The 23,478-nt window shown below is 70.9% G+C and carries 20 protein-coding genes and 1 pseudogene; 15 read left to right on the forward strand and 6 right to left on the reverse strand.

What is annotated here, in order from left to right; all coding sequences use genetic code 11:
* Nucleotides 1–18: 18 nt before the first annotated feature.
* Entirely contained in the window at nt 19–2,220 is a 2,202-nt protein-coding gene (locus AB0I77_RS00365; RefSeq protein WP_363280018.1) for an MMPL family transporter, read from the forward strand.
* A 174-nt stretch (nt 2,221–2,394) separates the two neighbouring features.
* Nucleotides 2,395–3,438 carry a zinc-dependent alcohol dehydrogenase family protein gene (locus AB0I77_RS00370; protein ID WP_363280019.1) on the forward strand — a complete coding sequence of 348 codons (1,044 nt, stop codon included), beginning with the start codon at nt 2,395–2,397 and terminating at the stop codon, nt 3,436–3,438.
* Here AB0I77_RS00370 and AB0I77_RS00375 read toward each other — a convergent pair.
* The 3 genes from AB0I77_RS00375 to AB0I77_RS00385 all read right to left on the reverse strand — a co-directional run bounded on the left by AB0I77_RS00375 (nt 3,419) and on the right by AB0I77_RS00385 (nt 5,478).
* Nucleotides 3,419–4,003 carry a GNAT family protein gene (locus AB0I77_RS00375; RefSeq protein ID WP_363280020.1) on the reverse strand — a complete coding sequence of 195 codons (585 nt, stop codon included), beginning with the start codon at nt 4,001–4,003 and terminating at the stop codon, nt 3,419–3,421. The genes AB0I77_RS00370 and AB0I77_RS00375 overlap by 20 nt on opposite strands.
* A 49-nt stretch (nt 4,004–4,052) precedes the next feature.
* On the reverse strand, nt 4,053–4,253 hold the full coding sequence (locus AB0I77_RS00380) for a MerR family transcriptional regulator (protein ID WP_363280021.1): 201 nt from the start codon (nt 4,251–4,253) through the stop codon (nt 4,053–4,055).
* 307 nt (nt 4,254–4,560) lie between these two features.
* Entirely contained in the window at nt 4,561–5,478 is a 918-nt protein-coding gene (locus AB0I77_RS00385) for a sugar phosphate isomerase/epimerase (protein ID WP_363280022.1), read from the reverse strand.
* Nucleotides 5,479–5,603: 125 nt separating this feature from the next.
* Between AB0I77_RS00385 and iolC the strand changes: the two genes are divergently transcribed.
* The 9 genes and pseudogenes from iolC (at nt 5,604) to AB0I77_RS00430 (ending at nt 18,526) form a co-directional block, all read left to right on the forward strand.
* A complete protein-coding gene (gene iolC / locus AB0I77_RS00390; RefSeq protein WP_363280023.1) occupies nt 5,604–6,554 on the forward strand; it encodes a 5-dehydro-2-deoxygluconokinase in 951 nt (316 codons plus the stop codon).
* Nucleotides 6,551–7,459 (forward strand): deoxyribose-phosphate aldolase, encoded by a 909-nt coding sequence (locus tag AB0I77_RS00395; RefSeq protein WP_363280024.1) that lies wholly within the window; start codon nt 6,551–6,553, stop codon nt 7,457–7,459. The genes iolC and AB0I77_RS00395 overlap by 4 nt, the downstream gene beginning before the upstream one ends.
* A 7-nt stretch (nt 7,460–7,466) precedes the next feature.
* Nucleotides 7,467–8,282 (forward strand): 5-deoxy-glucuronate isomerase, encoded by an 816-nt coding sequence (gene iolB, locus AB0I77_RS00400; RefSeq protein WP_363280025.1) that lies wholly within the window; start codon nt 7,467–7,469, stop codon nt 8,280–8,282.
* On the forward strand, nt 8,279–10,171 hold the full coding sequence (gene iolD, locus AB0I77_RS00405; protein ID WP_363280026.1) for a 3D-(3,5/4)-trihydroxycyclohexane-1,2-dione acylhydrolase (decyclizing): 1,893 nt from the start codon (nt 8,279–8,281) through the stop codon (nt 10,169–10,171). Before iolB ends, iolD begins: the two co-directional genes overlap by 4 nt.
* 14 nt (nt 10,172–10,185) lie before the next feature.
* A complete protein-coding gene (gene mmsA, locus AB0I77_RS00410; protein WP_363280027.1) occupies nt 10,186–11,688 on the forward strand; it encodes a CoA-acylating methylmalonate-semialdehyde dehydrogenase in 1,503 nt (500 codons plus the stop codon).
* 133 nt (nt 11,689–11,821) lie between these two features.
* Entirely contained in the window at nt 11,822–14,476 is a 2,655-nt protein-coding gene (locus AB0I77_RS00415; RefSeq protein WP_363280028.1) for a CocE/NonD family hydrolase, read from the forward strand.
* Nucleotides 14,473–15,336 carry an ABC transporter permease gene (locus AB0I77_RS00420; protein WP_363280029.1) on the forward strand — a complete coding sequence of 288 codons (864 nt, stop codon included), beginning with the start codon at nt 14,473–14,475 and terminating at the stop codon, nt 15,334–15,336. The genes AB0I77_RS00415 and AB0I77_RS00420 overlap by 4 nt, the downstream gene beginning before the upstream one ends.
* Nucleotides 15,337–15,483: 147 nt before the next feature.
* A complete protein-coding gene (locus AB0I77_RS00425; RefSeq protein WP_363280031.1) occupies nt 15,484–17,067 on the forward strand; it encodes a von Willebrand factor type A domain-containing protein in 1,584 nt (527 codons plus the stop codon).
* 635 nt (nt 17,068–17,702) lie between these two features.
* Nucleotides 17,703–18,526: pseudogene (locus tag AB0I77_RS00430) on the forward strand (ATP-binding cassette domain-containing protein).
* 4 nt (nt 18,527–18,530) lie between these two features.
* Here AB0I77_RS00430 and AB0I77_RS00435 read toward each other — a convergent pair.
* From AB0I77_RS00435 to AB0I77_RS00445, 3 genes are all read right to left on the reverse strand, one after another.
* Nucleotides 18,531–19,136, reverse strand: a complete 606-nt coding sequence (locus tag AB0I77_RS00435) for a chorismate mutase (protein ID WP_363280032.1) — start codon at nt 19,134–19,136, stop codon at nt 18,531–18,533.
* A gap of 125 nt (nt 19,137–19,261) precedes the next feature.
* The gene (locus AB0I77_RS00440; RefSeq protein WP_363280033.1) at nt 19,262–19,657 is read right to left on the reverse strand and encodes a rodlin; all 396 of its coding nucleotides are present in this window, start codon (nt 19,655–19,657) and stop codon (nt 19,262–19,264) included.
* 242 nt (nt 19,658–19,899) lie between these two features.
* Nucleotides 19,900–20,301 (reverse strand): rodlin, encoded by a 402-nt coding sequence (locus AB0I77_RS00445; RefSeq protein ID WP_363280034.1) that lies wholly within the window; start codon nt 20,299–20,301, stop codon nt 19,900–19,902.
* 193 nt (nt 20,302–20,494) lie between these two features.
* Here AB0I77_RS00445 and AB0I77_RS00450 point away from each other — a divergent pair, with 193 nt between their 5' ends.
* From AB0I77_RS00450 to AB0I77_RS00465, 4 genes are all read left to right on the forward strand, one after another.
* Complete coding sequence (locus AB0I77_RS00450) at nt 20,495–20,893, forward strand: rodlin (RefSeq protein ID WP_363280035.1); 399 nt, start codon at nt 20,495–20,497, stop codon at nt 20,891–20,893.
* Between the two features lie 185 nt (nt 20,894–21,078).
* Entirely contained in the window at nt 21,079–21,330 is a 252-nt protein-coding gene (locus tag AB0I77_RS00455) for a chaplin (RefSeq protein ID WP_363280036.1), read from the forward strand.
* Between the two features lie 104 nt (nt 21,331–21,434).
* Entirely contained in the window at nt 21,435–22,217 is a 783-nt protein-coding gene (locus AB0I77_RS00460) for a chaplin family protein (RefSeq protein WP_363280037.1), read from the forward strand.
* An 85-nt stretch (nt 22,218–22,302) separates the two neighbouring features.
* The gene (locus AB0I77_RS00465) at nt 22,303–23,466 is read left to right on the forward strand and encodes a glycosyl hydrolase (RefSeq protein ID WP_363280038.1); all 1,164 of its coding nucleotides are present in this window, start codon (nt 22,303–22,305) and stop codon (nt 23,464–23,466) included.
* Nucleotides 23,467–23,478: the final 12 nt, after the last annotated feature.

Genomic DNA, 23,478 nt, shown 5'->3' on the forward strand with positions numbered 1-23,478 from the left:
TGAAGGGGACACCGCACGATGACCGAAGTCAACGAGCCACCGCGCATCGGCGGCTGGACCCGTTTCGTGACCGCCCGGCCGCGCCTGTCGCTGCTCGTCGCCCTCGTGCTCACCGCCCTCGCCGTCGTGGCCGGCAGCGGGGTCGCCGACCGCCTGGGCGCCGGCGGCTGGGAGGACCCGAACGCCGAGTCCACGTACGCGACCAAGGCCCTGGAGCGCGAGTTCCCCGCCTCCCAGCCCAACCTCCTGCTCCTGGTGGACTCGGGCACCGCCTCGGTCGACACGCCGGCGGTCGCCGCCGAGGCGAAGCGCCTCGCCGAGCGCCTGGCCGGCGAGAAGGGCGTCACAGGCGTCGGCTCCTACTGGCAGTCCGGCGCCCCCACCCTGCGCGCGAAGGACGGCCGCGAGGCCCTGATCGCCGCCCGGATCACGGGCGACGAGACGCGGATGGGCCAGACCCTGGACCGCATCGCGCCCTCCTATCGCGGCGCCCACGGCCCGGTGGAGGTGACCGTCGGCGGCCCGGTCGCGGTACGGCACGAGATGCAGACGATCATCCAGGAGGACCTGACCCGGGCCGAGCTGATCGCCCTGCCGGTGACGCTGGTGCTGCTGGTGATGGTCTTCGGCAGCGCGATCGCCGCCCTGCTGCCGCTCGGCATCGGCATCGTCGCGATCCTCGGGACGAACGCGGTCCTGCGCGGCCTCACCGAGTTCACCGACGTCTCCGTCTTCGCGATGAACCTCACCACGGCCCTGGGCCTCGGCCTCGCCATCGACTACGCGCTCTTCATCGTCCGCCGCTTCCGCGAGGAACTGTCCACCGGCGCCGAGCCGTTGACCGCGGTCGGCACCACCCTGCGCACGGCCGGCCGCACGGTCCTGTTCTCCGCCCTCACGGTCGCGGTCTCGCTGGCGGCGATGCTCCTGTTCCCGCAGTACTTCCTGCGGTCCTTCGCCTACGCCGGCATCGCGGTCGTCCTGCTGGCGGCGGTGGCCGCGTTGATCCTGCTCCCGGCGGCCCTGGTCCTGCTCGGCCACCGGGTCGACTCCCTGGATCTGCGCCGCCTGTTCCGGCGCGGGCAGCCGAACCCACCCGACGCCGAGGGCACGGCCTGGGCACGCACGGCGACGCTCGTCATGCGCCGCGCCCCGTTCTTCGCCCTGGCCACCGCGGCCGTGCTCGTCCTGCTCGGACTGCCCTTCCTGAACGTGAAGTTCGGCACAGCGGACGACCGCCAGCTGCCCTCGTCCGCCGAGTCGCACGTCGTGCAGCAGCACATCCGGGACGGCTTCCCGGGCAGCCCCGGCGGCGGCCTCGAAGTCCTCGCCGAGGGGCGGGCGACCCAGACGCAGTACGCCGCGTACAAGGAGCGGGTCGCGGACCTGCCCGAGGTGCTGCGGGTAGACGGCCCGCTGGTGAAGGGCGACGCGGCGTACTTCACGGTGCTGCCGAAGGGCGAGGCCGTGGACGACCCCGCCCAGCGCCTGGTGGGTGAACTGCGCGAGGTGCGGGCCCCGTTCGACACGAAGGTGACCGGCACCGCGGCCGTTCTGGTCGACTCCAAGGACGCCATAGGCGAGGAACTGCCCTGGGCGGGGGCCTTCATCGTGATCGTCACCCTGCTCCTGGTCTTCCTCCTGACCGGCAGCGTGCTGATTCCGATCCAGGCGGTGGTGCTCAACGCGCTCAGCCTGACGGCCATGTTCGGCGCGGTGGTCTGGGTCTTCCAGGACGGCCATCTGTCCGGCCTGCTCCGCTTCACCAGCCCCGGCTCGATAGAGACGACCCTTCCGGTCCTGATGTTCTGCGTGGCCTTCGGACTGTCCATGGACTACGGCGTGTTCCTGCTCTCCCGCATCAAGGAGGAGTACGACGCGACGGGCGACCACAATCAGGCGGTCCGGCACGGCCTCCAGCGCACCGGCGGGCTGATCACGGCGGCGGCGGTGATCCTGGCGACGGTGATGGTCGCCATCGGCACGTCTCGCGTGACCAACACCAAGATGCTCGGCCTGGGCATCGCCCTGGCGGTCCTGATGGACGCGATGATCGTCCGCAGTCTCCTGGTCCCCGCGGTCATGCGCCTCACGGGCCGCGCGACCTGGTGGGCCCCGGGCCCGCTGCGGCGCTTCCACGAGCGGTTCGGGCTGAGCGAGGGGGAGCGGCCCGCGGCAGTGATCGAGGGCGAGCGGGACAAGGTGGGGGCGCGGCGTTAGCGTTCCGCCGTCAGTGGTCATCGCCGCTGACGGTCATCGCCGTGCAATGGTCGTCGGCGTCAGTGGCCACCGGCGTCAGTAGCCATCGGTGTTACCAGTGGCCGTCGGTGTCAATGGCCATCGGCGTTAATGGGCATCGACCAGAGGTGGTCGGCGGAAGCGAGGGGTGCGCGCATGCGGGCTGTGGTGTTCGAGCGGTACGGGGAGCCTGCCGGGGTACGGGAGGTGGCGGACCCGGAGCCCGCGGACCAGGGGGTCGTGGTGCGCGTCGAGGCCACCGGACTGTGCCGCAGCGACTGGCACGCCTGGCAGGGCCACGACCCGGACGTCGCGCTGCCGCACGTGCCGGGGCATGAACTCGCCGGTGTCGTCGAGGCGGTGGGCGCGCGGGTGACCGGATGGCGCCCCGGCGACCGGGTCACCGTCCCCTTCGTGTGCGCCTGCGGCAGCTGCCCGTCCTGTGCGGCGGGCGATCAGCAGGTGTGCGAGCGGCAGACCCAGCCCGGCTCCACCCACTGGGGCTCCTTCGCCCAGTACGTGGCGCTGGACCACGCGGACGTGAACCTCGTCGCCGTACCGGAGGAGATGTCCTTCGCGACGGCCGCCTCGCTCGGCTGCCGGTTCGCCACGGCGTTCCGGGCGGTGGTGCAGCGGGGCCGGGTGGCGGCGGGGGAGTGGGTCGCGGTGCACGGGTGCGGGGGCGTCGGACTGTCCGCGGTGATGATCGCGGCGGCGTCGGGGGCGAGGGTGGTGGCGGTGGACGTGTCACCGCACGCTCTGGACCTGGCACGGAAGTTCGGGGCGGCGGAATGCGTGGACGCCTCGCGGATCGGGGACACGGCGCAGGCGGTCCGCGACCTGACGGCCGGCGGCGCCCACCTCTCTCTGGACGCGCTCGGCTCGCCCGTCACCTGCGCCGCCTCCGTGAACGGCCTGCGCCGCCGGGGCCGCCACATCCAGGTCGGCCTGCTGCCCTCACCGGCGGGCACGACACCGGTCCCCATGGCTCGCGCCGTCGCCCTGGAACTCGAACTCCTCGGCAGCCACGGCATGGCCGCGCACACCTATCCGCCGATGCTGGAACTGGTACGCACGGGAGTGCTCAGGCCCGACCTGCTGGTGACGTCCACGATCACCCTGGACGCGACACCCGCGGCGCTGGCCGCGATGGGGACAGCGCCGGGGGCGGGGGTGACGGTCATAGAGCCGTGGAGCTGACGCCGCCGGGGAAGCCGCGGTGGGCGGCCCACTCGCGGTCGAGGACGGCCATCAGCACGTCGTCCGTCCACTCTCCGTCACGCAGCGCCGCTTCCCGCCGGACCCCCTCGACCACGAACCCGACCTTCTCGTACACGCGCCGGGCCCGGTGGTTGTCCCCGTAGACCTCCAACTGGACCCGGTGCAGACCGAGTTGTCCGAAGCCGTGGCCGACGATCAGGCGGGTGGCCTCAGTGCCGAGGCCCCGGCCGCGTCCCCGGGGTCCGATGAGCGTGCGGAAGGTACAGCTGCGGGCGGTGGGATCCCACTCGTACAGGACGACCTCGCCGACCAGTTCGCCGGTGGTCCGGTCGGTGACGGCGAGATCGAGCCGGTCGGGCTGCGTGGCCCGGGAGCCGTAGAAGGACCGGAGCCGCTCCAAGGTGAGTTCGGTGGACGGCTCGAAGGTGAAGCGGATGACCTCCGGGTCCTGGATGATCTCCCAGATGCCGTCGGCGTCGGCCTCGGTGAACGGCCGTAGCACGGTCTTCTCACCGGTCAGGACGGGCTTGACGGAGAAATCCATGGAACGACTGTGCCCCACCAGCGGGTGGGGCACAGCTTCTTTTCCCGGGTCAGCCCTCTCTTCGCGCGCGGTTGCCCGGGCGGGACGCGACCCACAACCGGACGGTGTCCGCGTACCAGAACGGCTTGCCGCTCTCCACATGGTCCGGCGGTGGCAGCAACCCGTGTTTTCGGTAGGACCTCACGGTGTCCGGCTGCACCCGGATGTGCGCCGCGATCTCCTTGTAGGACCAGAGCCTTCGGTCGGTCATGAGGTGCACCTCCCCGCGCGTACCGCGGCGGCGGCCGGGAACGGCCGGCGGGGGAGCCGGGCACTGCGCTGGCGATCACAAAGTCTGTGCCCGGTCAACGACGGAGAGTGAAGGCAGGGCAGGGCCTGTGCACGGGGTGTGACGCAAAACCGGCGTACTCGCGACATGTGTGACACGAAGGGGGCCTTTGTGACACGAATGCCACAAAGGCGTACGCCGGTCCAAGGGTGCGGCGCGTTGACATCCCCGTGTCTGACCTGCGTCTGACCCGTGTCTGACCTGCGTCTGTCGAGCCCCGGAGGACTGCCTACGCCCCGCACGACCTCAGAAACGCCCGAGTCCGCTGCGCGATCGGCAGCGGCCTGTCCGGCTCGCACGGGTACATGTCCTGCTCGACGATCGCGAACAGGTCGACGTCCAGCTTCTGCGCCGCCTCCAGGACGGGCCCCAGTGCCGGCACCCCCGACGGCGGCTCGCACATCACACCGCGCGCGACCGCCGGACCGAACGGCATCTCCTGAGCCCGCACCTCGGCCAGGATCTCCGGGTCCACCTGCTTGAGGTGCAGGTACCCGATCCGCTCCCCGTAGGTCTCGATGAGCTTGACGCTGTCGCCGCCGCAGTACGCGTAGTGCCCGGTGTCCAGGCACAGCGACACCAGCGACGAGTCCGTGCCGTCCAGGAAGCGGACGACGTTCTCCTCGCTGTCGATGTGGGTGTCGGCGTGCGGGTGGACGACGATGTCGAGCCCGTACCGCTCCCGCACCTCACGGCCGAGGCGCTCGGTCAGCGAGGTGAGATTGCGCCACTGCTCGGGCGTGAGCGTGTCCGGTTCCAGCACCTCGCCGGTCTTGTCGTCCCGCCAGAAGGACGGGATGACCACCAGATGGGACGCCCCCATGGCCTGAGCCAGCGCCGCGTTGTCCGCGACGTGCGCCCAGGTCTTCTCCCACACCGCCTCGCCGTGGTGCAGGCCCGTGAACACCGTGCCGGCCGACACCTTCAGGCCACGCCGCGCGGTCTCCTCGGTGAGGACGGCCGGATCGGTCGGCAGATATCCGTAGGGGCCCAGCTCGATCCACTCGTAGCCGGAGTCGGCGACCTCGTCGAGGAAGCGCCGCCAGGGGACCTGCTGGGGATCGTCCGGGAACCAGACTCCCCAGGAGTCGGGCGCGGAGCCGATCCGGATGCGGGACAGTGAGGGCTGAGGTGACAACGACGTCATGCCGGTCAGCTTCCGATCGCACAGCAAGCGCTGTCAAGCTCTAGTCCGAATGTCTGGACAAAACATTGACAGGGCTCCACATGCGGGGCTAGAAAGCCGGGGAGAGCCGACGTGAAGGGAAACCGATGGCGTACGACCTGATCACCATGGGACGGATCGGAGTGGACCTGTATCCGCTTCAGACGGGTGTCCCGCTCCCGCAGGTCACGTCCTTCGGGAAGTTCCTGGGCGGCTCGGCCACCAACGTCGCGGTCGCCGCGGCCCGTCTCGGCCGGGCCACCGCGGTGATCACCCGCACCGGCGACGACCCCTTCGGCACCTACCTGCACGAGGCCCTGCGGGACTTCGGCGTCGACGACCGCTGGGTCACCCCGGTCCCCGGACTGCCGACCCCGGTCACCTTCTGCGAGGTCTTCCCGCCGGACGACTTCCCGCTGTACTTCTACCGCCTGCCCAAGGCGCCCGACCTGGAGATCGACGCCCACGAGCTCGACCTGGACGCCATCCGCGAGGCCCGCATCTTCTGGGTCACCGGCACCGGCCTGAGCGAGGAGCCCAGCCGTACGGCGACGCTCGCGGCCCTCGCCCATCGCGCCAAGGCGGGTACGACGGTCTTCGACCTCGACTGGCGCCCGATGTTCTGGGCCGACCCGGACGCGGCCCGCCCGTTCTACACCGAGGCCCTGAAGCACACCACCGTCGCCGTCGGCAATCTCGACGAGGTGGAGGTCGCCACCGGGGTACGCGAGCCGCAGGCCGCCGCCCGCGCGCTGCTGGACGCCGGGGTCGAACTCGCCGTCGTCAAGCAGGGCCCCAAGGGCGTCCTCGCCGTCAACAGCAAGGGCGAGTCCGCCGAGGTCCCCCCGCTCCCGGTGAGCGTTCTCAACGGCCTCGGCGCCGGTGACGCCTTCGGCGGCTCCCTCTGCCACGGCCTGCTGGAGGGCTGGGATCTGGAGAAGATCATGCGGCACGCGAACGCGGCCGGCGCCATCGTCGCTTCCCGGCTGGAGTGCTCGTCCGCGATGCCGACGCCCGCCGAAGTCGAAGCGGCCCTCGCGGCAGGAGCCGTACGATGACCGCCGCCGCCCCCGGGCCCGTGCCCCGCGTCGACGTCTCCGAACTCGTCCGCCTCCGGGCCCACCGGCCCGAGGCCATCGCCGAGGCCGCCGCCCGCCGGCTCCGCCGTCCGCTGCTCGACGCGAGCGGCCGTCTGATGATCGTCGCCGCCGACCATCCGGCCCGTGGCGCGCTCGGTGTCGGTGACCGCAAGTTCGCCATGGCCAACCGCGTCGACCTGCTGGAACGTCTCTGCCTGGCGCTGAGCCGCCCCGGCGTCGACGGCGTCCTGGCCACCGCCGACATCCTCGACGACCTGCTGCTGCTCGGCGCCCTCGACGGCAAGGTCGTCATGGGCTCGATGAACCGCGGCGGCCTCCAGGGCGCCAGCTTCGAGCTCGACGACCGCTTCACCGGCCACCGCCCCGAGGACATCGAGCGCCTCGCCTTCGACGCGGGCAAACTGCTGCTGCGGATCGACTACGACGACCCGGGCTCCCTCACCACCCTGGAGTCCACCGCGCGGGCCATCGACGACATGGCCGCGCGCCGGCTGCCGGTCTTCGTCGAGCCGTTCATCAGCCGCCGCAGCGACGCGGGCAAGCTCCGCAACGATCTGTCCGCCGAGGCCGTCACCAAGTCGATCGCCATCGCGTCCGGCCTGGGCGGCAGCTCGGCCTACACCTGGCTGAAGGTCCCCGTCACCGACAACCCCGACGACATGGCCGAGGTCATGGCGACCTCCACGCTGCCCGCCGTGCTGCTCGGCGGCGAGGTGGGCGACGACCAGGACGGGGCGTACGAGAAGTGGCGCGGCGCCCTTCAGCTCCCCACCGTCCAGGGCCTGGTGGTCGGACGTTCGCTGCTGTACCCGGCGGACGGCGATGTGGCCGCCGCCGTGGACACCGCCGTAGGACTGCTGTGAGGGCCGCATGACGAGCAACGACCTCCATCTCGCCAAGGGCACCACGACCGGCGCCCAGTACGCCGTGGACATCGACCCCAAGCGGGCCGGCTGGACCCACAGCAGTCTGCGGATCGTCGAGCTGGAGCCGGGCGGCACGCACACCTTCGCCACCGGGGACAGCGAGTGGATCGTCGTCCCGCTGGAAGGCGGATGTACCGTACAAACAGAGGGTGAAGAGTTCCAACTCCTGGGCCGGGAAAGCGTGTTCAGCGGAGTCACCGACTTCGCGTACGTGCCCCGTGACGCCCGGGCACAGATCGCCTCCGGCGCGGGCGGCCGCTTTGCTTTGGCAGGAGCGAAGTGCGAGCGACGACTCCCCGCCCGCTACGGCCCCGCGCCGGAGGTCCCGCAGGAACAGCGCGGCAGCGGCAACTGCCTGCGCCACGTCCGCAACTTCGCCTCCGCCGACGCCTTCGACTGCGACAAGCTGATCGCCGTCGAGGTCATCACGCCCGGCGGCAACTGGTCCTCGTACCCGCCCCACAAGCACGACGAGCACCGGCCGGGCGAGGAGGCGGAGCTGGAGGAGATCTACTACTTCGAGATCGACGGCCCGAACGGGTTCGGCTATCAGCGCGTATCCCCTTCGCGCGAGGGCGGAGCGGACGTTCTCGCGGAGGTCCGCTCCGGCGATGCCGTGCTCGTCCCCGACGGATGGCACGGCCCGTCGATCGCGCAGCCCGGCCACGACATGTACTACCTGAACGTCATGGCGGGCCCGGGCAAGACTCGGGAGTGGCGGATCTGCTTCCACCCTGACCACACGGAGGGTTACCGATGACGGTGCAGACCTCAACGACGAGGCTCACGGTCGCGCAGGCGCTCGTCCGCTTCCTGTCCGTCCAGTACACGGAGCGCGACGGCACACGGCAGCGGCTGATCGGCGCGACCTGGGGCATCTTCGGCCACGGGAACGTCGCCGGGCTCGGCCAGGCGCTCGTCGAGTACGCGGACGACATGCCGTACCACCAGGGCCGCAACGAGCAGTCCATGGTGCACGCGGCGGTCGGTTACGCGAGGCACTCCAACCGCCTGTCGACGCACGCGGTCACGACCTCCATCGGTCCCGGCGCGACCAACCTGGTCACCGGTGCCGCCCTCGCCACGATCAACCACATTCCGGTCCTGCTCCTCCCCGGCGACACCTTCGCCACCCGCCCCGCGGACCCGGTCCTCCAGCAGCTGGAAGTGACGTACGCGGGCGATGTGTCGGTCAACGACTGTCTGCGCCCGGTGTCGAAGTACTTCGACCGGATCACCCGCCCCGAGGCCCTGATCCCGGCCGCGCTGCAAGCGATGCGGGTCCTGACGGACCCCGTCGAGACCGGCGCCGTGACTCTCGCCCTCCCGCAGGACGTCCAGGCCGAGGCCTACGACTGGCCCGACGAGTTCTTCGCCGAGCGCACCTGGGTCGTACGCCGCCCGGGTGCCGACCCGACCGAACTCGCCGAGGCGGTCAACGCGATCCGGGCGGCCGAGCGCCCCCTGCTCATCGCGGGCGGCGGAGTCCACCACAGCCGCGCCGAGGAGGCCCTCGCCGAGTTCGCCGCGGCCACCGGCATCCCGGTCGCCTCCACTCAGGCCGGCAAGGGCTCCCTGCGCTACGACCACCCGCAGGACGTCGGCGGCGTAGGCCACACCGGCACCGCGACGGCCGACGAACTCGCCCGCCTGGCCGACCTGGTGATCGGCGTCGGCACCCGCTACACCGACTTCACCACCGCCTCCGGCACCCTCTTCGAACACCCGGGCGTCCGCTTCCTCAACCTCAACATCGCCCCGTACGACGGCCACAAGCTCGCCGGCATGCCGCTCGTCGCGGACGCCCGCAGCGGCCTCCAGGAGCTCACCCAGTCCCTGGGCATGCACGAGCACCGGGTCACGGACGGGTACGTCCGCGAGTACGCCGAGGACAAGGAGCGCTGGGAACAGCGCGTCGACGCCTGCTACGAGGCCGAGGAGCCGGACGTACGGCCGACACAGTCCCAGGTGCTCGGCGCCCTCGACGCCCTCGCCGACGAGTCGGACGTGATCATCAACGCGGCCGGTTCGCTCCCGGGCGACCTGCACAAGCTGTGGCGGGCGCGGTCCTACGACCAGTACCACCTGGAGTACGGCTACTCCTGCATGGGCTACGAGATCCCGGCCGCGATCGGCGTGAAGCTCGCGGCGCCCCACCGGCCCGTGTGGGCGCTGGTCGGCGACGGCACGTACCTGATGATGCCGACGGAGATCGTGACGGCCGTGCAGGAGGGGATCGCGATCAAGATCCTGCTCATCCAGAACCACGGTTACGCGTCCATCGGCGGCCTGTCGGAGTCGGTGGGCGGCGAGCGGTTCGGCACCGCGTACCGGTTCCAGGCGCAGGACGGTACGTACACGGGGGCGCCGCTCCCGGTGGACCTCGCCGCGAACGTGGCCAGCCTCGGTATGCGGGTGCTGCGCGCGAAGACCGTACGGGGCCTGCGGGCGGCGCTCGCGGAAGCCCGTGCGGCCGACACACCCACTTGTGTCTACGTGGAGACCGAAACGGCCGACACTGTGTCGGGCCCGCCGCCCGCGCAGGCCTGGTGGGATGTACCTGTGGCCGAAACCGCGACCCGACCGTCTGCGGTCAAGGCACGTGAGCTGTACGAACGGCACGTCTCTACCCGACGCCGCCATCTGTGAAGGAGCACTCGGTCATGACGAAGATCGTCAACCACTGGATCGGCGGCAAGTCCGTCGAAGGCGCGTCGGGTACGTACGGGCCGGTCACCGACCCCGCTACCGGCGCGGTCACCACGAAGGTCCCGTTCGCCACCGTCGACGAGGTCGACTCCGCGATCGCCGCCGCGAAGGACGCCTACGTCACCTGGGGCCAGTCCTCGCTCGCCAAGCGGACGGAGATCCTCTTCCGCTTCCGCGCCCTGCTCGACGCCAACCGCGACGCCATCGCCGAGCTGATCACCGCCGAGCACGGCAAGGTGCACAGCGACGCCCTGGGCGAGGTCGCGCGCGGCCTGGAGATCGTCGACCTGGCCTGCGGCATCAACGTGCAGCTGAAGGGCGAGCTGTCGACGCAGGTCGCCAGCCGCGTCGACGTGTCCTCGATCCGGCAGCCGCTGGGTGTCGTCGCGGGCATCACGCCGTTCAACTTCCCGGCGATGGTGCCGATGTGGATGTTCCCGATGGCCATCGCCTGCGGCAACACGTTCGTGCTGAAGCCGTCGGAGAAGGACCCGTCCGCGTCTCTCAAGATCGCCGAGCTCCTCGCGGAAGCCGGGCTGCCGGACGGCGTCTTCAACGTCGTCCACGGCGACAAGGTGGCCGTCGACCGCCTTCTGGAGCACCCGGACGTCAAGGCCGTCTCCTTCGTCGGCTCGACCCCGATCGCCCGCTACATCCACACCACGGCCTCCGCCAACCACAAGCGCGTCCAGGCCCTGGGCGGCGCCAAGAACCACATGCTGGTCCTGCCGGACGCCGACCTGGACGCGGCGGCGGACGCGGCGGTCTCGGCGGCCTACGGCTCCGCGGGCGAGCGCTGCATGGCGATCTCCGCGGTCGTGGCCGTCGGCGCGATCGGCGACGAGCTGGTGGACAAGATCCGCGAGCGCGCCGAGAAGATCAAGATCGGCCCCGGCAACGACCCGACCTCCGAGATGGGCCCGCTCATCACCGCCGTCCACCGCGACAAGGTGGCGTCCTACGTCGAGGGCGCGGCGGCCGAGGGTGCCGAGGTCGTCCTGGACGGCACGGGCTACACCGTCGACGGCTTCGAGGACGGCCACTGGATCGGCATCTCGCTCCTCGACAAGGTGCCCACGTCGGCGAAGGCGTACCAGGACGAGATCTTCGGCCCGGTGCTGTGCGTGCTGCGCGTGGACACGTACGACGAGGGCGTGGCGCTGATCAACAGCTCGCCCTTCGGCAACGGCACCGCGATCTTCACCCGGGACGGCGGCGCGGCCCGTCGCTTCCAGATGGAGATCGAGGCCGGCATGGTCGGCGTGAACGTCCCGATCCCGGTCCCCGTCGGCTACCACAGCTTCGGCGGCTGGAAGGACTCGCTCTTCGGCGACCACCACATCTACGGCAACGACGGCACGCACTTCTACACCCGCGGCAAGGTCGTCACCACCCGCTGGCCGGACCCGGCGGACGCCCCGGCGGGCGTGGACCTGGGCTTCCCGCGCAACCACTGACGCCGGCTGTCACGGGCCCCCGTCGCGTACCACGCTCGCGGTACGCGACGGGGGCCCCGTACTTCCGTGGGATGGCTGGCGGTTCACCCCGGGGGCTGCATCGGCTGTCAGTGGCGCCCCGTACCGTTGACGCATGGATCTTCGACTGCCCCGACTGCGCGGGCTACTCCGGGGGCCGCGACGGTGGGGAGCCGCCGCGGCCGCCGTAGTCGTGCTCGCCGGTGCCGGGACATGGACGGCCGTCGCCGCCGACGACGCGCCGCCGGTGCACACCACCGACCGGGTCATGGACATGGGCGGCGGGGTGCGCATCGACACCTCGTACTTCACCTCCGGCGCGTCCGGCCGCCGCCCCGCCGTCCTCCTCGCCCACGGCTTCGGCGGCAGCAAGAACGACGTGCGGCAGCAGGCCCAGGACCTGGCCCGGGACGGGTACGCGGTGCTGACCTGGTCGGCCCGCGGCTTCGGCAGGTCGACCGGCAAGGTCGGGCTGAACGACCCCAAAGGCGAGGTCGCCGACGTCTCCAAGCTGATCGACTGGCTGGCCAAGCAGCCCCAGGTCCAGCTCGACAAGCCCGGCGACCCGCGCGTGGGCATGGCGGGCGCGTCCTACGGCGGCGCGATCGCCCTGGAGACGGCCGGGTACGACCAGCGGGTGGACGCCATCGCCCCGTCGATCACGTACTGGAACCTCGCGGACGCGCTGTTCCCGGACGGCGTCTTCAAGAAGCTCTGGGCGGGCATCTTCATCAACTCCGCGGGCGGCTGCGACAAGTTCGAGACCCAGCTCTGCCAGATGTACGAGCGGGTCGCCGAATCCGGCGTGCCGGACGCGCAGGCCAGGAAGCTGCTGGAGGAGCGCTCGCCGTCCGCCGTCGGCGACCGCATCAAGATCCCCACGCTGCTGGTGCAGGGCCAGACCGACTCCCTCTTCCCGCTCGGCCAGGCCGACGCGGCGGCGAAGGCCATCCGCGCCAACGGCGCCCCCGTGGACGTCGACTGGATCTCGGGCGGGCACGACGGCGGCGACCTGGAGGCGAGCCGCGTCCAGTCGCGCGTGGAGAACTGGTTCGACCGCTACCTCAAGGACGACAAGGGCACGGACACCGGCCCCGCGTTCCGCATCACCCGCACCGGAGGCGTCGACTCCACCGACGGCGAGGCACTGCTGCGGGGCGCGAGCGACGACACCTACCCCGGCCTGGAGAGCGGGCAGAAGTCCTTCGCCCTGACCGGCCCCGGCCGCGAGCAGCGCTTCACCAACCCGCCGGGCGCCAGTCCGCCCGCCGTATCGGCCCTGCCCGGCCTCGGCGGTGGCGGCCTCGCCCAGCTCTCCGCGCTCGGCGTCGGCATCTCGCTGGACTTCCCCGGCCAGTTCGCGCGCTTCGAGTCGGCGCCGGTCACCGACGACCTGCGGATCACCGGATCGCCGACGGTCACCGTCCACGTCAAGTCGACGAGCGACGACGCCGTCCTGTTCGGCAAGGTGTACGACGTCGGCCCGGGCGGCACCCAGCAGGTGCTGCCGTCCCAGCTGGTCACACCCCTGAGGGTCGAGGACGCCAAGGCCGGCAAGGACGTCACGATCACCCTGCCTGCCATCGACCACGACGTCGAGCAGGGCCACCGGCTGCGCCTGGTCCTCGCCTCCACCGACCTCGGATACGCCTCCCCGGCCGCCCCGGCGACGTACACCGTCTCCCTGAAGAGCGACCTCAAGGTCCCGACGGCCCCCGGTGTGACGACCGCGGCGGCCCCGTTGCCCGCGTGGGTGTGGTGGCTGCCGCTGTCGGGCGCGGTGATCGCGCTGGGGCTGCTGCTGAGCGGCCGCCGCCGTGTCTCCGCATCGCCCCCCGACCCCAAGCTGGCCGAAGTTCCGCTCCAGATCACGGACTTGAGCAAGCGGTACGCCAAGTCGGCGGACCGGTACGCGGTCAAGGAGCTGTCCTTCCGTGTGGAGAAGGGCCAGGTCCTCGGCCTGCTGGGCCCGAACGGCGCCGGTAAGACGACCACCCTGCGCATGCTGATGGGCCTGATCAAGCCGGACGACGGCGAGATCCGCGTCTTCGGCCACGCGATCCGCCCGGGCTCCCCGGTGCTGTCGAGGGTCGGCTCCTTCGTCGAGGGCGCGGGCTTCCTGCCGCACCTGTCCGGCCGGGAGAACCTGGAGCTGTACTGGCGGGCCACCGGCCGCCCGGCCGAGGACGCCCACCTGAACGAGGCGCTTCAGATCGCGGGCCTCGGCGACGCACTCGCCCGCGCGGTGCGCACGTACTCGCAGGGCATGCGCCAGCGCCTCGCCATCGCCCAGGCCATGCTCGGCCTGCCGGACCTGCTGATCCTCGACGAACCGACCAACGGCCTCGACCCGCCGCAGATCCGCGAGATGCGCGAGGTGCTGATCCGCTACGCGGCGGCCGGGCGCACGGTGATCGTCTCCAGCCACCTGCTCGCGGAGGTCGAGCAGACCTGCACGCACCTCGTGGTGATGGACCGGGGCAGGCTCGTCCAAGCGGGCAAGGTCGCGGAGATCATCGGCTCCGGCGACACCCTGCTCGTCGGCACCGGCACCCCCGTGGAGGAGCCGGTCGTCGAGAAGGTCGCAGCTCTGCCGGGCGTGGTCTCCGCCGTCCGCACCGACGACGGACTCCTGGTCCGCCTCGACGCCGGCGGCAACGCGCAGCGCCTGGTCGTGGAACTCGTCCGGCTCGAAGTGCCCGTTCAGTCGGTGGGCCCGCACCGCCGCCTGGAAGACGCCTTCCTCACCCTGATCGGAGGCTCCGCATGAGCACGCTCACCGAGCCTGTGGAAACAGCCTCCGGCTACAAGGCCGGCCGCACGCTTCCCCTCCGGGTGGAGCTGGTCCGCCAGTTGAAGCGGCGCCGCACGCTGGTCATGGGCGGGATCCTCGCCGCCCTGCCGTTCGTGCTGCTCATCGCCTTCGCGATCGGCGGTGAGCCCGACGCGGGCGGCGACCGGGTCACGCTGATGGACACGGCGACGGCGTCCGGCGCCAACTTCGCCGCCGTGAACCTGTTCGTGTCGGCCGGCTTCCTGCTGGTCGTCCCGGTCGCCCTGTTCTGCGGGGACACGATCGCCTCGGAGGCCAGCTGGTCCTCCCTGCGCTATCTCCTCGCCGCTCCGGTGCCGCGCGCCCGGCTGCTGTGGTCCAAGCTCGTCGTCGGGCTCGGGCTCAGCCTGGCCGCGATGGTGCTGCTGCCAGTGATGGCGCTGGCCGTCGGCACGGCCGCCTACGGCTGGGGCTCCCTGGAGATCCCCACCGGCGGCTCGCTCGCCCCGGGCACGGCGGCCCAGCGGCTCGTGGTGGTCGTGGCGTTCATCTTCGTGTCCCAACTGGTCACCGCCGGGCTCGCGTTCTGGCTGTCGACGAAGACGGACGCCCCGCTCGGCGCGGTCGGCGGCGCGGTCGGCCTGACCATCGTCGGCAACGTCCTGGACGCCGTGACGGCCCTCGGCGACTGGCGCCACTTCCTGCCCGCGCACTGGCAGTTCGCCTGGGCGGACGCCATCCAGCCCAATCCCGAGTGGTCCGGCATGATCCAGGGCACGGCGGTTTCCATAACGTACGCCCTGGTGCTGTTCGCGCTGGCCTTCAGGGGTTTCGCCCGCAAGGACGTGGTGTCCTAGGTCAACGGAGGATCACCTACCGGTCTCGACGGCCGCCTTCCGTGCCCTCTTCGAGATTCATCCGCAACGCTCCGTAGCGCACGTTCCGGCCCCCTGCGCCGTCACAGTCACAGACATCGGCGTCAACGGATCCAGGGGGCACGGACGATGGAGCGACACCGGACACGCGGTACACGAGGCCAACGAGGCATACGAGGGGCGCGAGGGACACGCCGCCTGCGTGGGCCGCTGCTCGCGCTCACCGTGGCGAGCGGCCTGCTGCTCACCGGTTGCGGTGCGGGCGACAGCGGCGACAGCAGCAGCGCGGACCGGGCAGAAGGAGCAACCGGCTTCCCGGCCCCCGACTACAGCACCGGCGAACAGGACGACAGCGACAGCACCGCCGACGACGAGTCCCGGGACATCGCCCCGTCCCCCGACCACCTCTCCACCTTCGCCCTCGACGTCGACACCGCCTCCTACGACTACGCCCGCCGCACCCTCGCCGACGGCCGGCGGCCCAACCCGTCGACGATCCGTCCCGAGGAGTTCGTCAACAGCTTCCGCCAGGACTACGAACGCCCCGACGGCAACGGCTTCTCGGTGACCGTCGACGGCGCCCGCACCCAGGACGAGGACTGGTCCCTGGTCCGCGTGGGCCTGGCCACCCGCTCCGCCGAGCAGCGGGGCGAACGCCCGCCCGCCGCCCTCACCTTCGTCATCGACATCTCCGGCTCCATGAGCGAACCGGGCCGGCTCGACCTCGCCCAGGAATCCCTCGGCGTGATGACGGACCGGCTGCGCGACGACGACTCGGTCGCCCTCGTCACCTTCAGCGACAAGGCCGAGACCGTCCTGCCGATGACCCGCCTCGACGGCAACCGCGACGAGATCCACGACGCCATCGACAGCCTGGAACCCACCTTCTCCACCAACCTCGGCGCGGGCGTCGAAACCGGCTATGCCACCGCCGTCGAGGGCCTGCGCGAGGGCGCCACCAACCGGGTCGTGCTCGTCTCCGACGCGCTCGCCAACGACGGCGACACCGACCCCGACTCCATCCTCGAACGCGTCGACGGAGCTCGCCGCGAGCACGGCATCACCCTCTTCGGCGTCGGCGTCGGCAGCGACTACGGCGACGCCCTGATGGAACGCCTCGCCGACAAGGGCGACGGCCACACGACGTACGTCTCCGACCCCGACGAGGCCCGCACGGTCTTCTGCGAGCAGCTCCCGCGCCACATCGACCTGACCGCCCGCGACGCCAAGGCCCAGGTCGCCTTCGACCCGGAGACGGTCGCCGAGTTCCGCCTGGTCGGCTACGACAACCGCCGGGTCGCTGACGAGGACTTCCGGGACGACCGCGTCGACGGCGGCGAGGTCGGCCCCGGCCACACGGTCACCGCCCTCTACGCCGTCCGCACCGAGCCCGGCGCCGACGGCCACCTCGCCACCGCGACCGTCCGCTGGCAGGACCCCGAGACCCGCACCCCGCACGAGGAGTCGGGCCAGCTGGAGTCCGACTCCCTGGACGACTCCGTCTGGAGCGCGAGTCCGCGCTTCCAGGTCACTGCCGTGGCCGCCTATTTCGCCGACGCCCTGCGCCGGGGCGACGACCGCTGGACCTCACTGCCGGGGGCCCCGGGCCTCGGTGAACTGGCCGACCGGGCTGAGGAGTTGGCGGACACCACCGAGGACAAGGCGGTACGGCAGCTCGCCGACACCATCCGTCAGGCGAGGCATCGAGGATGACTCAGGCGTACCTCTACTACCGTTCCTGGCGATGTTGGCCAGTGCTGGCCAAATCGCCTAAACCCGGACACGTGATGGTCCGGTGACCCTTCGAACGGTCTTGAGGGCCGGGGAACAGCACGAGCTGGTCACTTCGGCGCAGGTCCGTCTTGCCGCCTCCGTTTGGCGTGCGTCCTGTCCTGGGTGGGCTCGTGGTCCCGCGTGGCTTGGGAGCGAATGCGGTCTGGCCGGTAGCTCTCCGGACAACCATCCTCTGGTGGTTGCCGGTCACACCTGGCCGACGCCGGATCCGGTGTCCCAGGCCACGCCTGCCGATGGCCACAGCGGCACTGTGGTGCCGCGTGAGCGTGGTCGTGCGGTTGTGGTGTTGGAGCGGGGTCTTCCCATACCGCTCGCCCCAGATGCTGGTGTAGGCCGGGTCGACGGCGATGACGACGAGCCCGGCGTGGAACGCCGCTGACCGCAGGCGTTCGCGGAACTTCGCCGTGGGGATGCCCGCCACGGTGCGGCGAAACCGCCTCCCCCGCCTGCCTCGGCCGCCGAGCCGACCTGCGAGACCTGGCACCCGGAGCCGCTGGACCTCCCGGACGAGGGAACGGCCGCCTGCCGGTCGCCGTGAGGAGTACGAGTACGGCATGACCGACGCACCCCTGCTGGTCGTCGACCGGCTCCGCAAGACCTACCCCCTGCCCGGCCGCGCTCGCCTCACCGCCGCCGAGGACATCTCCTTCACCGTGCCCCGCGGCGGCTCCCTCGGCATCGTCGGGGAGTCCGGCTCCGGCAAGACGACGGTGGCCCGGATGCTGGTCGGCCTGGTCCGCCCCGACGCCGGCACGGTGACGGTCGACGGCCGCCCGCGCGGGCCCCGCACGCCCCGCCGCAAGACCGACCGGCTGGCCCGCGCCCGCGAGATCCAGATCGTCTTCCAGGACCCGTACGTCTCCCTCGACCCCCGCCTGACGTCCGCCCAGTGCCTGCGCACCGCCCTGCGCCTGCACGGCCGGGACGAGGCCCTGGCCGCCGGCCTCCTGGACCGGGTGGGCCTCGGCGAACGGGAGGCCGACGCCCGTCCCCGGCACCTCTCGGGCGGCCAGCGCCAGCGCCTGGCCATCGCTCGCGCCCTGGCCGTGGACCCGCGAGTGCTCGTCCTCGACGAAGCGGTCGCCGCCCTGGACGTGTCGATCCAGGCCCAGATCCTCCAGCTCCTCGACGAGATCCGCCGCGACACCGGGTCGCCCTCGTCTTCGTCAGCCACGACCTGGCGGTGGTCCAGCACATCACCGACGACGTCCTGGTGATGCGCCACGGCCACGCCGTCGAACAGGGCCCCACCCGCCAGGTCCTCACCGACCCGGCCCACCCCTACACCCGCCTGCTGCTCGCCGCCGTACCCGGCGAGGGCTGGGACCGGGACACCGCGGTCACGGCCCGCAAAGCCCTCGCCGGAACGGGGGACTAGCCCACTACTGGTTGTCGCACACCGACGGCAGCGCCCGTCCGAGCCCGGCCAGATGCAGGAGGTCCAGCTGGTGGCCGTACGCGGACCGGGCGGCGGCCACGGTCAGCCGCGGCGCGCACGACGGCCTGGCCCGCAGCGCCTCCGTGTCCTGCAAAGCGGTCAGCAGCTGTGTGGTGATGCGGTCGAGGGCCGGGCGGATCTCCGTGGTGAGGTCGGGCCGATGGGTGGGCCGCTCCTGCGGATGCGCGTCCCAGCGCTGGTACATCCCGCGCTGCACCAGCTTGTTCGCCTCTATCTGGTCGCGGAAGACGGCCGTCACCGCATCCGGGTCCAGCCCGAGCCCGACCGCCCGGGCGGCCACGTCGTCCAGGACCTGCTTCTCGCGCGCGGGGTCGTCGATCGGCTTGTCGGTGCCGTACTTGGCGGCGGCCACCTGGTCCCCGAGCAGCAGCCGCTCGGCGAACAGATCGGTCAGCGGGGCGAGTCCGGGCGCTACGGCGGCAGCGGGAGCGGGCGACTGCGCCGCGGCCGCGGGCGTGGCACCGGACAGGACTACGACGGCACAGGCGCAGGCGGCGACCGCCGCGGACCGCAGACGTGAGGAAGGCACGGGGGTGTCCTTTCGTGGGGGAGATCAACTTACCGAGGACGACGGCCGGCCCACACACCGGGAGTGACACGCAAAACGGCGGGTCACCGGAGAACCGGTGACCCGCCGTGCGGCGGAGCCGAAGCTCAGCCGTTGCCGGACAGGGCCGAGATGTCGTCCAGGATGTGCGACAGCGGCTCGTCGCCCTTGGCCTGCGTCGAGTTCTCGACGCACTGCTGGTTCTGCGGGGCCGACAGGATCGGGATGTCCTGCACGCCGACGTTGACCAGGGCGAGGATGGACTGTGCGTTGACCTTCGCGGGCAGGCCGATGCACGGCTTGTTCAGCGAGCCCTGGATCAGCGACAGCTGCGGGCTCATCTTGCCGAACGTGGCCGAGTTGCCGAACTCCTGCGAAGCACCATTGCCGCTGAAGGACGTGGTGCCGTTGTCGTCACCGGTGGCAAGCGCGGGGGAGGCGACCGCGGCCGACAGACCGGCGACGGAGGCGGCGATGGCCGCGGTGGCCCACAGCTTCTTCATGTTCATTCCCTTCGAAAAGCGGACTCCGGGGAGGAGCTGCGTGATCATCAACGGCTCAACCCCTGCCGGAGTTGCGGTCTTTGCCCCGATTGGCCCAGCGCACTGCGCGGTGCGGTGAGCGCCCCGCGCCCCTCACCGACAGGCGAAAAGCCAAGCCAGCGGGCCGCCGAGAGTTCGGCGGCCCGCTGACGGGGCCCGGAAAACCAGGCCCGGGGCTCAGAGGCCCGTGAGGATCCGCGGGCTCAGCTCCCGTTGCCGGACAGGGCCGAGATGTCGTCCAGGATGTGCGACAGCGGCTCGTCGCCCTTGGCCTGCGTCGAGTTCTCGACGCACTGCTGGTTCTGCGGGGCCGACAGGATCGGGATGTCCTGCACGCCGACGTTGACCAGGCCGAGGATCGACTGGGCGTTGACCTTCGCCGGCAGGCCGATGCAGGGCTTGTTGAAGGAGCCCTGGATGAGCGCCATCTGCGGGCTCATGTCGCCGTAGGTCGCCGAGTTGCCGAACGACTGGTTCGCACCGTTGCCGCTGAAGGACGTGGTGCCGTCGTCGTCGCTGAGGGCCAGAGCCTGCGGTGCCGCGGCGGCGGAGGCGCCGACGACGGAAGCTGCGACCGCGGCGGTAGCCAAAACCTTCTTGATCACTTGCTAGTCCCTTCTGGAGAAACCCCGTCCACCGGAGCGCTCTGGACAACTGCCATGGCCCCGCTTGGTTGCTGGCATTCACTCCGATGGCCCATAAGGAAGGGATGGGTCTGATCGGGTGAAGCATCGAAACCAATCTCTGCGCACCCGGTTGATGCGAGGGCAGGAACCAGAGTCTTGAAAGGAATGCGAAATGCTGAAGAAGGCAATGGCCATGGCGGCGATCGCCGCGTCCGTCGTCGGTGCGTCGGCGGCGGCCGCCCCTCAGGCGTTTGCCACCAATGACGACAACGGCACCACCTCGCTGAGCGGCAACGGCGCCCACCAGTCGTTCGGCAACCAGGTGACGACGGGCAAGATGAGCCCGCAGGCCACCCTGGTCCAGAGCTCGCTCAACAAGCTCTGCGTCGGCCTGCCGGCCAAGGCGGACGTGCAGTCCCTGCTCCTCCTCATCAACGTCGGTGTCCAGGACATCCCGGTCCTGTCCGCCCCGCAGAACCAGCAGTGCGCCGAGAACTCGACGCAGGGCAAGGGCGACGAGCCGGTGTCGCACGTCCTGAACGACATCGCGGTCCTCGCCGGCAACGGCTGACCGGACGTCGTTCGAAGTGGATCTTCAGAGTGGATCTTCGTGACGATTTTGTGAAGTCGTTCGAGTGAATTACCCCGGGGCCCACGTTCCGTACTTTCTCCAGATGTCTATCCCTGGTTATAGAGCCTGCGGGTCATGGCGAGCCGTTCCGGCTGTGCTCGCTCGGTTTCGACCGTCATAGAGGCATGACCGCAGAGAAGGGAAAGCTCATGAAGAAGACCGCAGCTGTCGTCGCGGGCGTGATCATGGCCCTCGGCATGGCCTCCCCGGCCTTCGCCGACGCGGAGGCCGAGGGTTATGCCTTCGGTTCGCCGGGTTTCCTCTCCGGAAACGTGATTCAGGTTCCCGTGCACCTTCCCATCAACCTGTGCGGCAACTCGGTGAACGTCATCGGCCTGCTGAACCCGGCGGTCGCCGAAGAGTGCGAGAGCGACTGACGACGTAACACACCAGCCGCCCGGCTGATTCACGGCCGGTCTTGGACGTCCAGTTGCGTTCCAAGGCCGGCTTTTCCCACTTCTTCAAGCAGGAGGACAAGGAATTGCGACAGACCCTGAGTAGGGGAATGGTCACGGCCGCCGCCGCGACGAGCATTCTGTCCCTGTGCGGCAGCTCCGCCCTCGCCGACGCGGACGCGAGCGGGGCCGCCAAGGGCTCGCCGGGCGTCGTGTCCGGCAACAGTGTGCAGGTGCCGCTCGAGGTGCCGCTGAACGACTGCGGCAACTCCGTGGACGTGATCGGCGCGCTCAACCCGGCGTTCGGCAACTCCTGCGCGAACGAATCGGGTCCACACGAGAGCGGATCGCCCGGCGTAACGCAGGGGCCTTCCCCTAGCGACGACGACTCCGGTCCGGATCCCGGCTATGGCTACGGCGACGGCTACGGCGAGGAAACGCCGGGCTCTCCGTCGTACGGCGATGGCGAGGAGACGCCGGGCTACGGGGAGACGCCGGACGGCTACGGGGAGACGCCGGACGGATACGGAGAAACGCCGGACGGATACGGAGAAACGCCAGGTGGCTACGGGGAGACACCCCCGACCAAGCCGCCCACGTCCCCTCCGCATACGACGCCGCCGCCGACGTCACCGCCCACGAAACCTCCGCACACCCCGCCCACGTCGCCTCCGCACAGCCCTCCGACGTCACCTCCGCACACCATGCCCCCGCACACCATGCCTCCCCCGGGTGGTGAGCACGGCACGCCGCCCCAGCTGCCCGAAACCGGCAGTGAGGCCATGCTGGCCGCGTCCGGCGTCAGCTTCGCGCTGATCGCGGGCGGTGCCGTCCTGTACCGACGAGGCCGAGCCGCGTCTCGTCGGTAGTGCGGGTGCCGGGTGCCGGACGAGCGGACTCCGGTACCCGGCACAGGCTCGGGCAGAGCGCGGATGAGTGGAGAAAGGAGCGGGCATGGCCCTGAAGCAGCGAAGGGCCCGATCCAGGCGGCCGGCATTCCTCGCTGCGGCGGTTGCCGCGTCGGTTGCTCTGACGTCGGGGCCGGGATTCGCCGCGGGGGTGGTGCGGGCCGATCAGGCCGACGCTCCCGCCTTCGGCGCCTACCTCGACTACGGCCCCCGCGGGGTGGCCCGCATCTCCGAGCTCAGCCGCTGGCTGGGCGGCGCCGAACTGCGCGTCGGCCACACCTACTTGCCCGGTGACCTCTGGAGCAACATCGAGGGCGCCCCCGGCTTCCTGGACGCGTGGGCGGACTGGCGTACCGAGCGGGACGACCGGATGCTCGTCCTCAACGTGCCCATGCTGGAGCGCAACGAGGACCATCTCTCCGACGCCGAGGTCCGCACACTGCTGCGACGGGGCGCCGAGGGGGAGTTCGACCACCACTTCCGCGCGCTCGCGGAACGACTGGTCGAGCTGAAGGTGCCGGACACGGTCGTCGTGCTCGGCTGGGAGATGAACGGCATCACGTACACCCATCGCTGCGGGCCCGACCCGGAGGCCTGGAAGGAGTACTGGAACCGCATCGTCACGGCGATGCGTGCGGTGCCGGGGCAGAAGCTCCGGTTCGACTTCGCTCCCACGCGCGGCCTGGACGCCGTTCCCTGGACCGAGTGCTATCCGGGCGACGACACCGTCGACATCATCGGCATGGATTCCTACGACCAGCCGTCCGGCCTGTCGTTCGACCGGCAGGTGAGCGAGCCCTACGGCCTTCAGGAGCACGTGGATTTCGCCAAGAGGCACGGCAAGCCCGTCTCGTATCCCGAATGGGGGCTCTTCCGTAACGGGGACAACCCCGAGTACATGCGGCGCATGCTGGCGTGGATGGACGAGCACAAACCGCTGTACAACACGCTGACCGACTACTGCCCGCACGGTGTCTGGCAGTGCGGGAAGAACCCCAAGGCGTCCGAGGTCTACCGGTCCGTCCTCTTCGGCCGCACCGACGAGCCGACCCCGGAGCCGACCGAGCCGACCGAGTCCCCCACGCCTACGACACCTACGACGCCGGTGAATCCGCCTGACTGTTCACCGCTGGATCTGGGCGACTGGGTCGAGTACCTGCTCGGCGGGAAGCTGTGCCTGCGCTTCGACTGGTGGTCGCGCAGCCGATAGCCGCCTCGGCCG

It is taken from the genome of Streptomyces sp. NPDC050619 (assembly GCF_040654815.1).
GTDB lineage: Bacteria > Actinomycetota > Actinomycetes > Streptomycetales > Streptomycetaceae > Streptomyces.

What these genes read in the sequence shown, in the direction of transcription:
- AB0I77_RS00365 (WP_363280018.1), top strand. Translation starts at nt 19, where the DNA reads ATGACCGAAGTCAACGAGCCACCGCGCATCGGCGGCTGGACCCGTTTC.
- AB0I77_RS00370 (WP_363280019.1), top strand. Translation starts at nt 2,395, where the DNA reads ATGCGGGCTGTGGTGTTCGAGCGGTACGGGGAGCCTGCCGGGGTACGG.
- AB0I77_RS00375 (WP_363280020.1), bottom strand. Translation starts at nt 4,003, where the DNA reads ATGGATTTCTCCGTCAAGCCCGTCCTGACCGGTGAGAAGACCGTGCTA.
- AB0I77_RS00380 (WP_363280021.1), bottom strand. Translation starts at nt 4,253, where the DNA reads ATGACCGACCGAAGGCTCTGGTCCTACAAGGAGATCGCGGCGCACATC.
- AB0I77_RS00385 (WP_363280022.1), bottom strand. Translation starts at nt 5,478, where the DNA reads ATGACGTCGTTGTCACCTCAGCCCTCACTGTCCCGCATCCGGATCGGC.
- iolC (WP_363280023.1), top strand. Translation starts at nt 5,604, where the DNA reads ATGGCGTACGACCTGATCACCATGGGACGGATCGGAGTGGACCTGTAT.
- AB0I77_RS00395 (WP_363280024.1), top strand. Translation starts at nt 6,551, where the DNA reads ATGACCGCCGCCGCCCCCGGGCCCGTGCCCCGCGTCGACGTCTCCGAA.
- iolB (WP_363280025.1), top strand. Translation starts at nt 7,467, where the DNA reads ATGACGAGCAACGACCTCCATCTCGCCAAGGGCACCACGACCGGCGCC.
- iolD (WP_363280026.1), top strand. Translation starts at nt 8,279, where the DNA reads ATGACGGTGCAGACCTCAACGACGAGGCTCACGGTCGCGCAGGCGCTC.
- mmsA (WP_363280027.1), top strand. Translation starts at nt 10,186, where the DNA reads ATGACGAAGATCGTCAACCACTGGATCGGCGGCAAGTCCGTCGAAGGC.
- AB0I77_RS00415 (WP_363280028.1), top strand. Translation starts at nt 11,822, where the DNA reads ATGGATCTTCGACTGCCCCGACTGCGCGGGCTACTCCGGGGGCCGCGA.
- AB0I77_RS00420 (WP_363280029.1), top strand. Translation starts at nt 14,473, where the DNA reads ATGAGCACGCTCACCGAGCCTGTGGAAACAGCCTCCGGCTACAAGGCC.
- AB0I77_RS00425 (WP_363280031.1), top strand. Translation starts at nt 15,484, where the DNA reads ATGGAGCGACACCGGACACGCGGTACACGAGGCCAACGAGGCATACGA.
- AB0I77_RS00440 (WP_363280033.1), bottom strand. Translation starts at nt 19,657, where the DNA reads ATGAAGAAGCTGTGGGCCACCGCGGCCATCGCCGCCTCCGTCGCCGGT.
- AB0I77_RS00450 (WP_363280035.1), top strand. Translation starts at nt 20,495, where the DNA reads ATGCTGAAGAAGGCAATGGCCATGGCGGCGATCGCCGCGTCCGTCGTC.
- AB0I77_RS00455 (WP_363280036.1), top strand. Translation starts at nt 21,079, where the DNA reads ATGACCGCAGAGAAGGGAAAGCTCATGAAGAAGACCGCAGCTGTCGTC.
- AB0I77_RS00465 (WP_363280038.1), top strand. Translation starts at nt 22,303, where the DNA reads ATGGCCCTGAAGCAGCGAAGGGCCCGATCCAGGCGGCCGGCATTCCTC.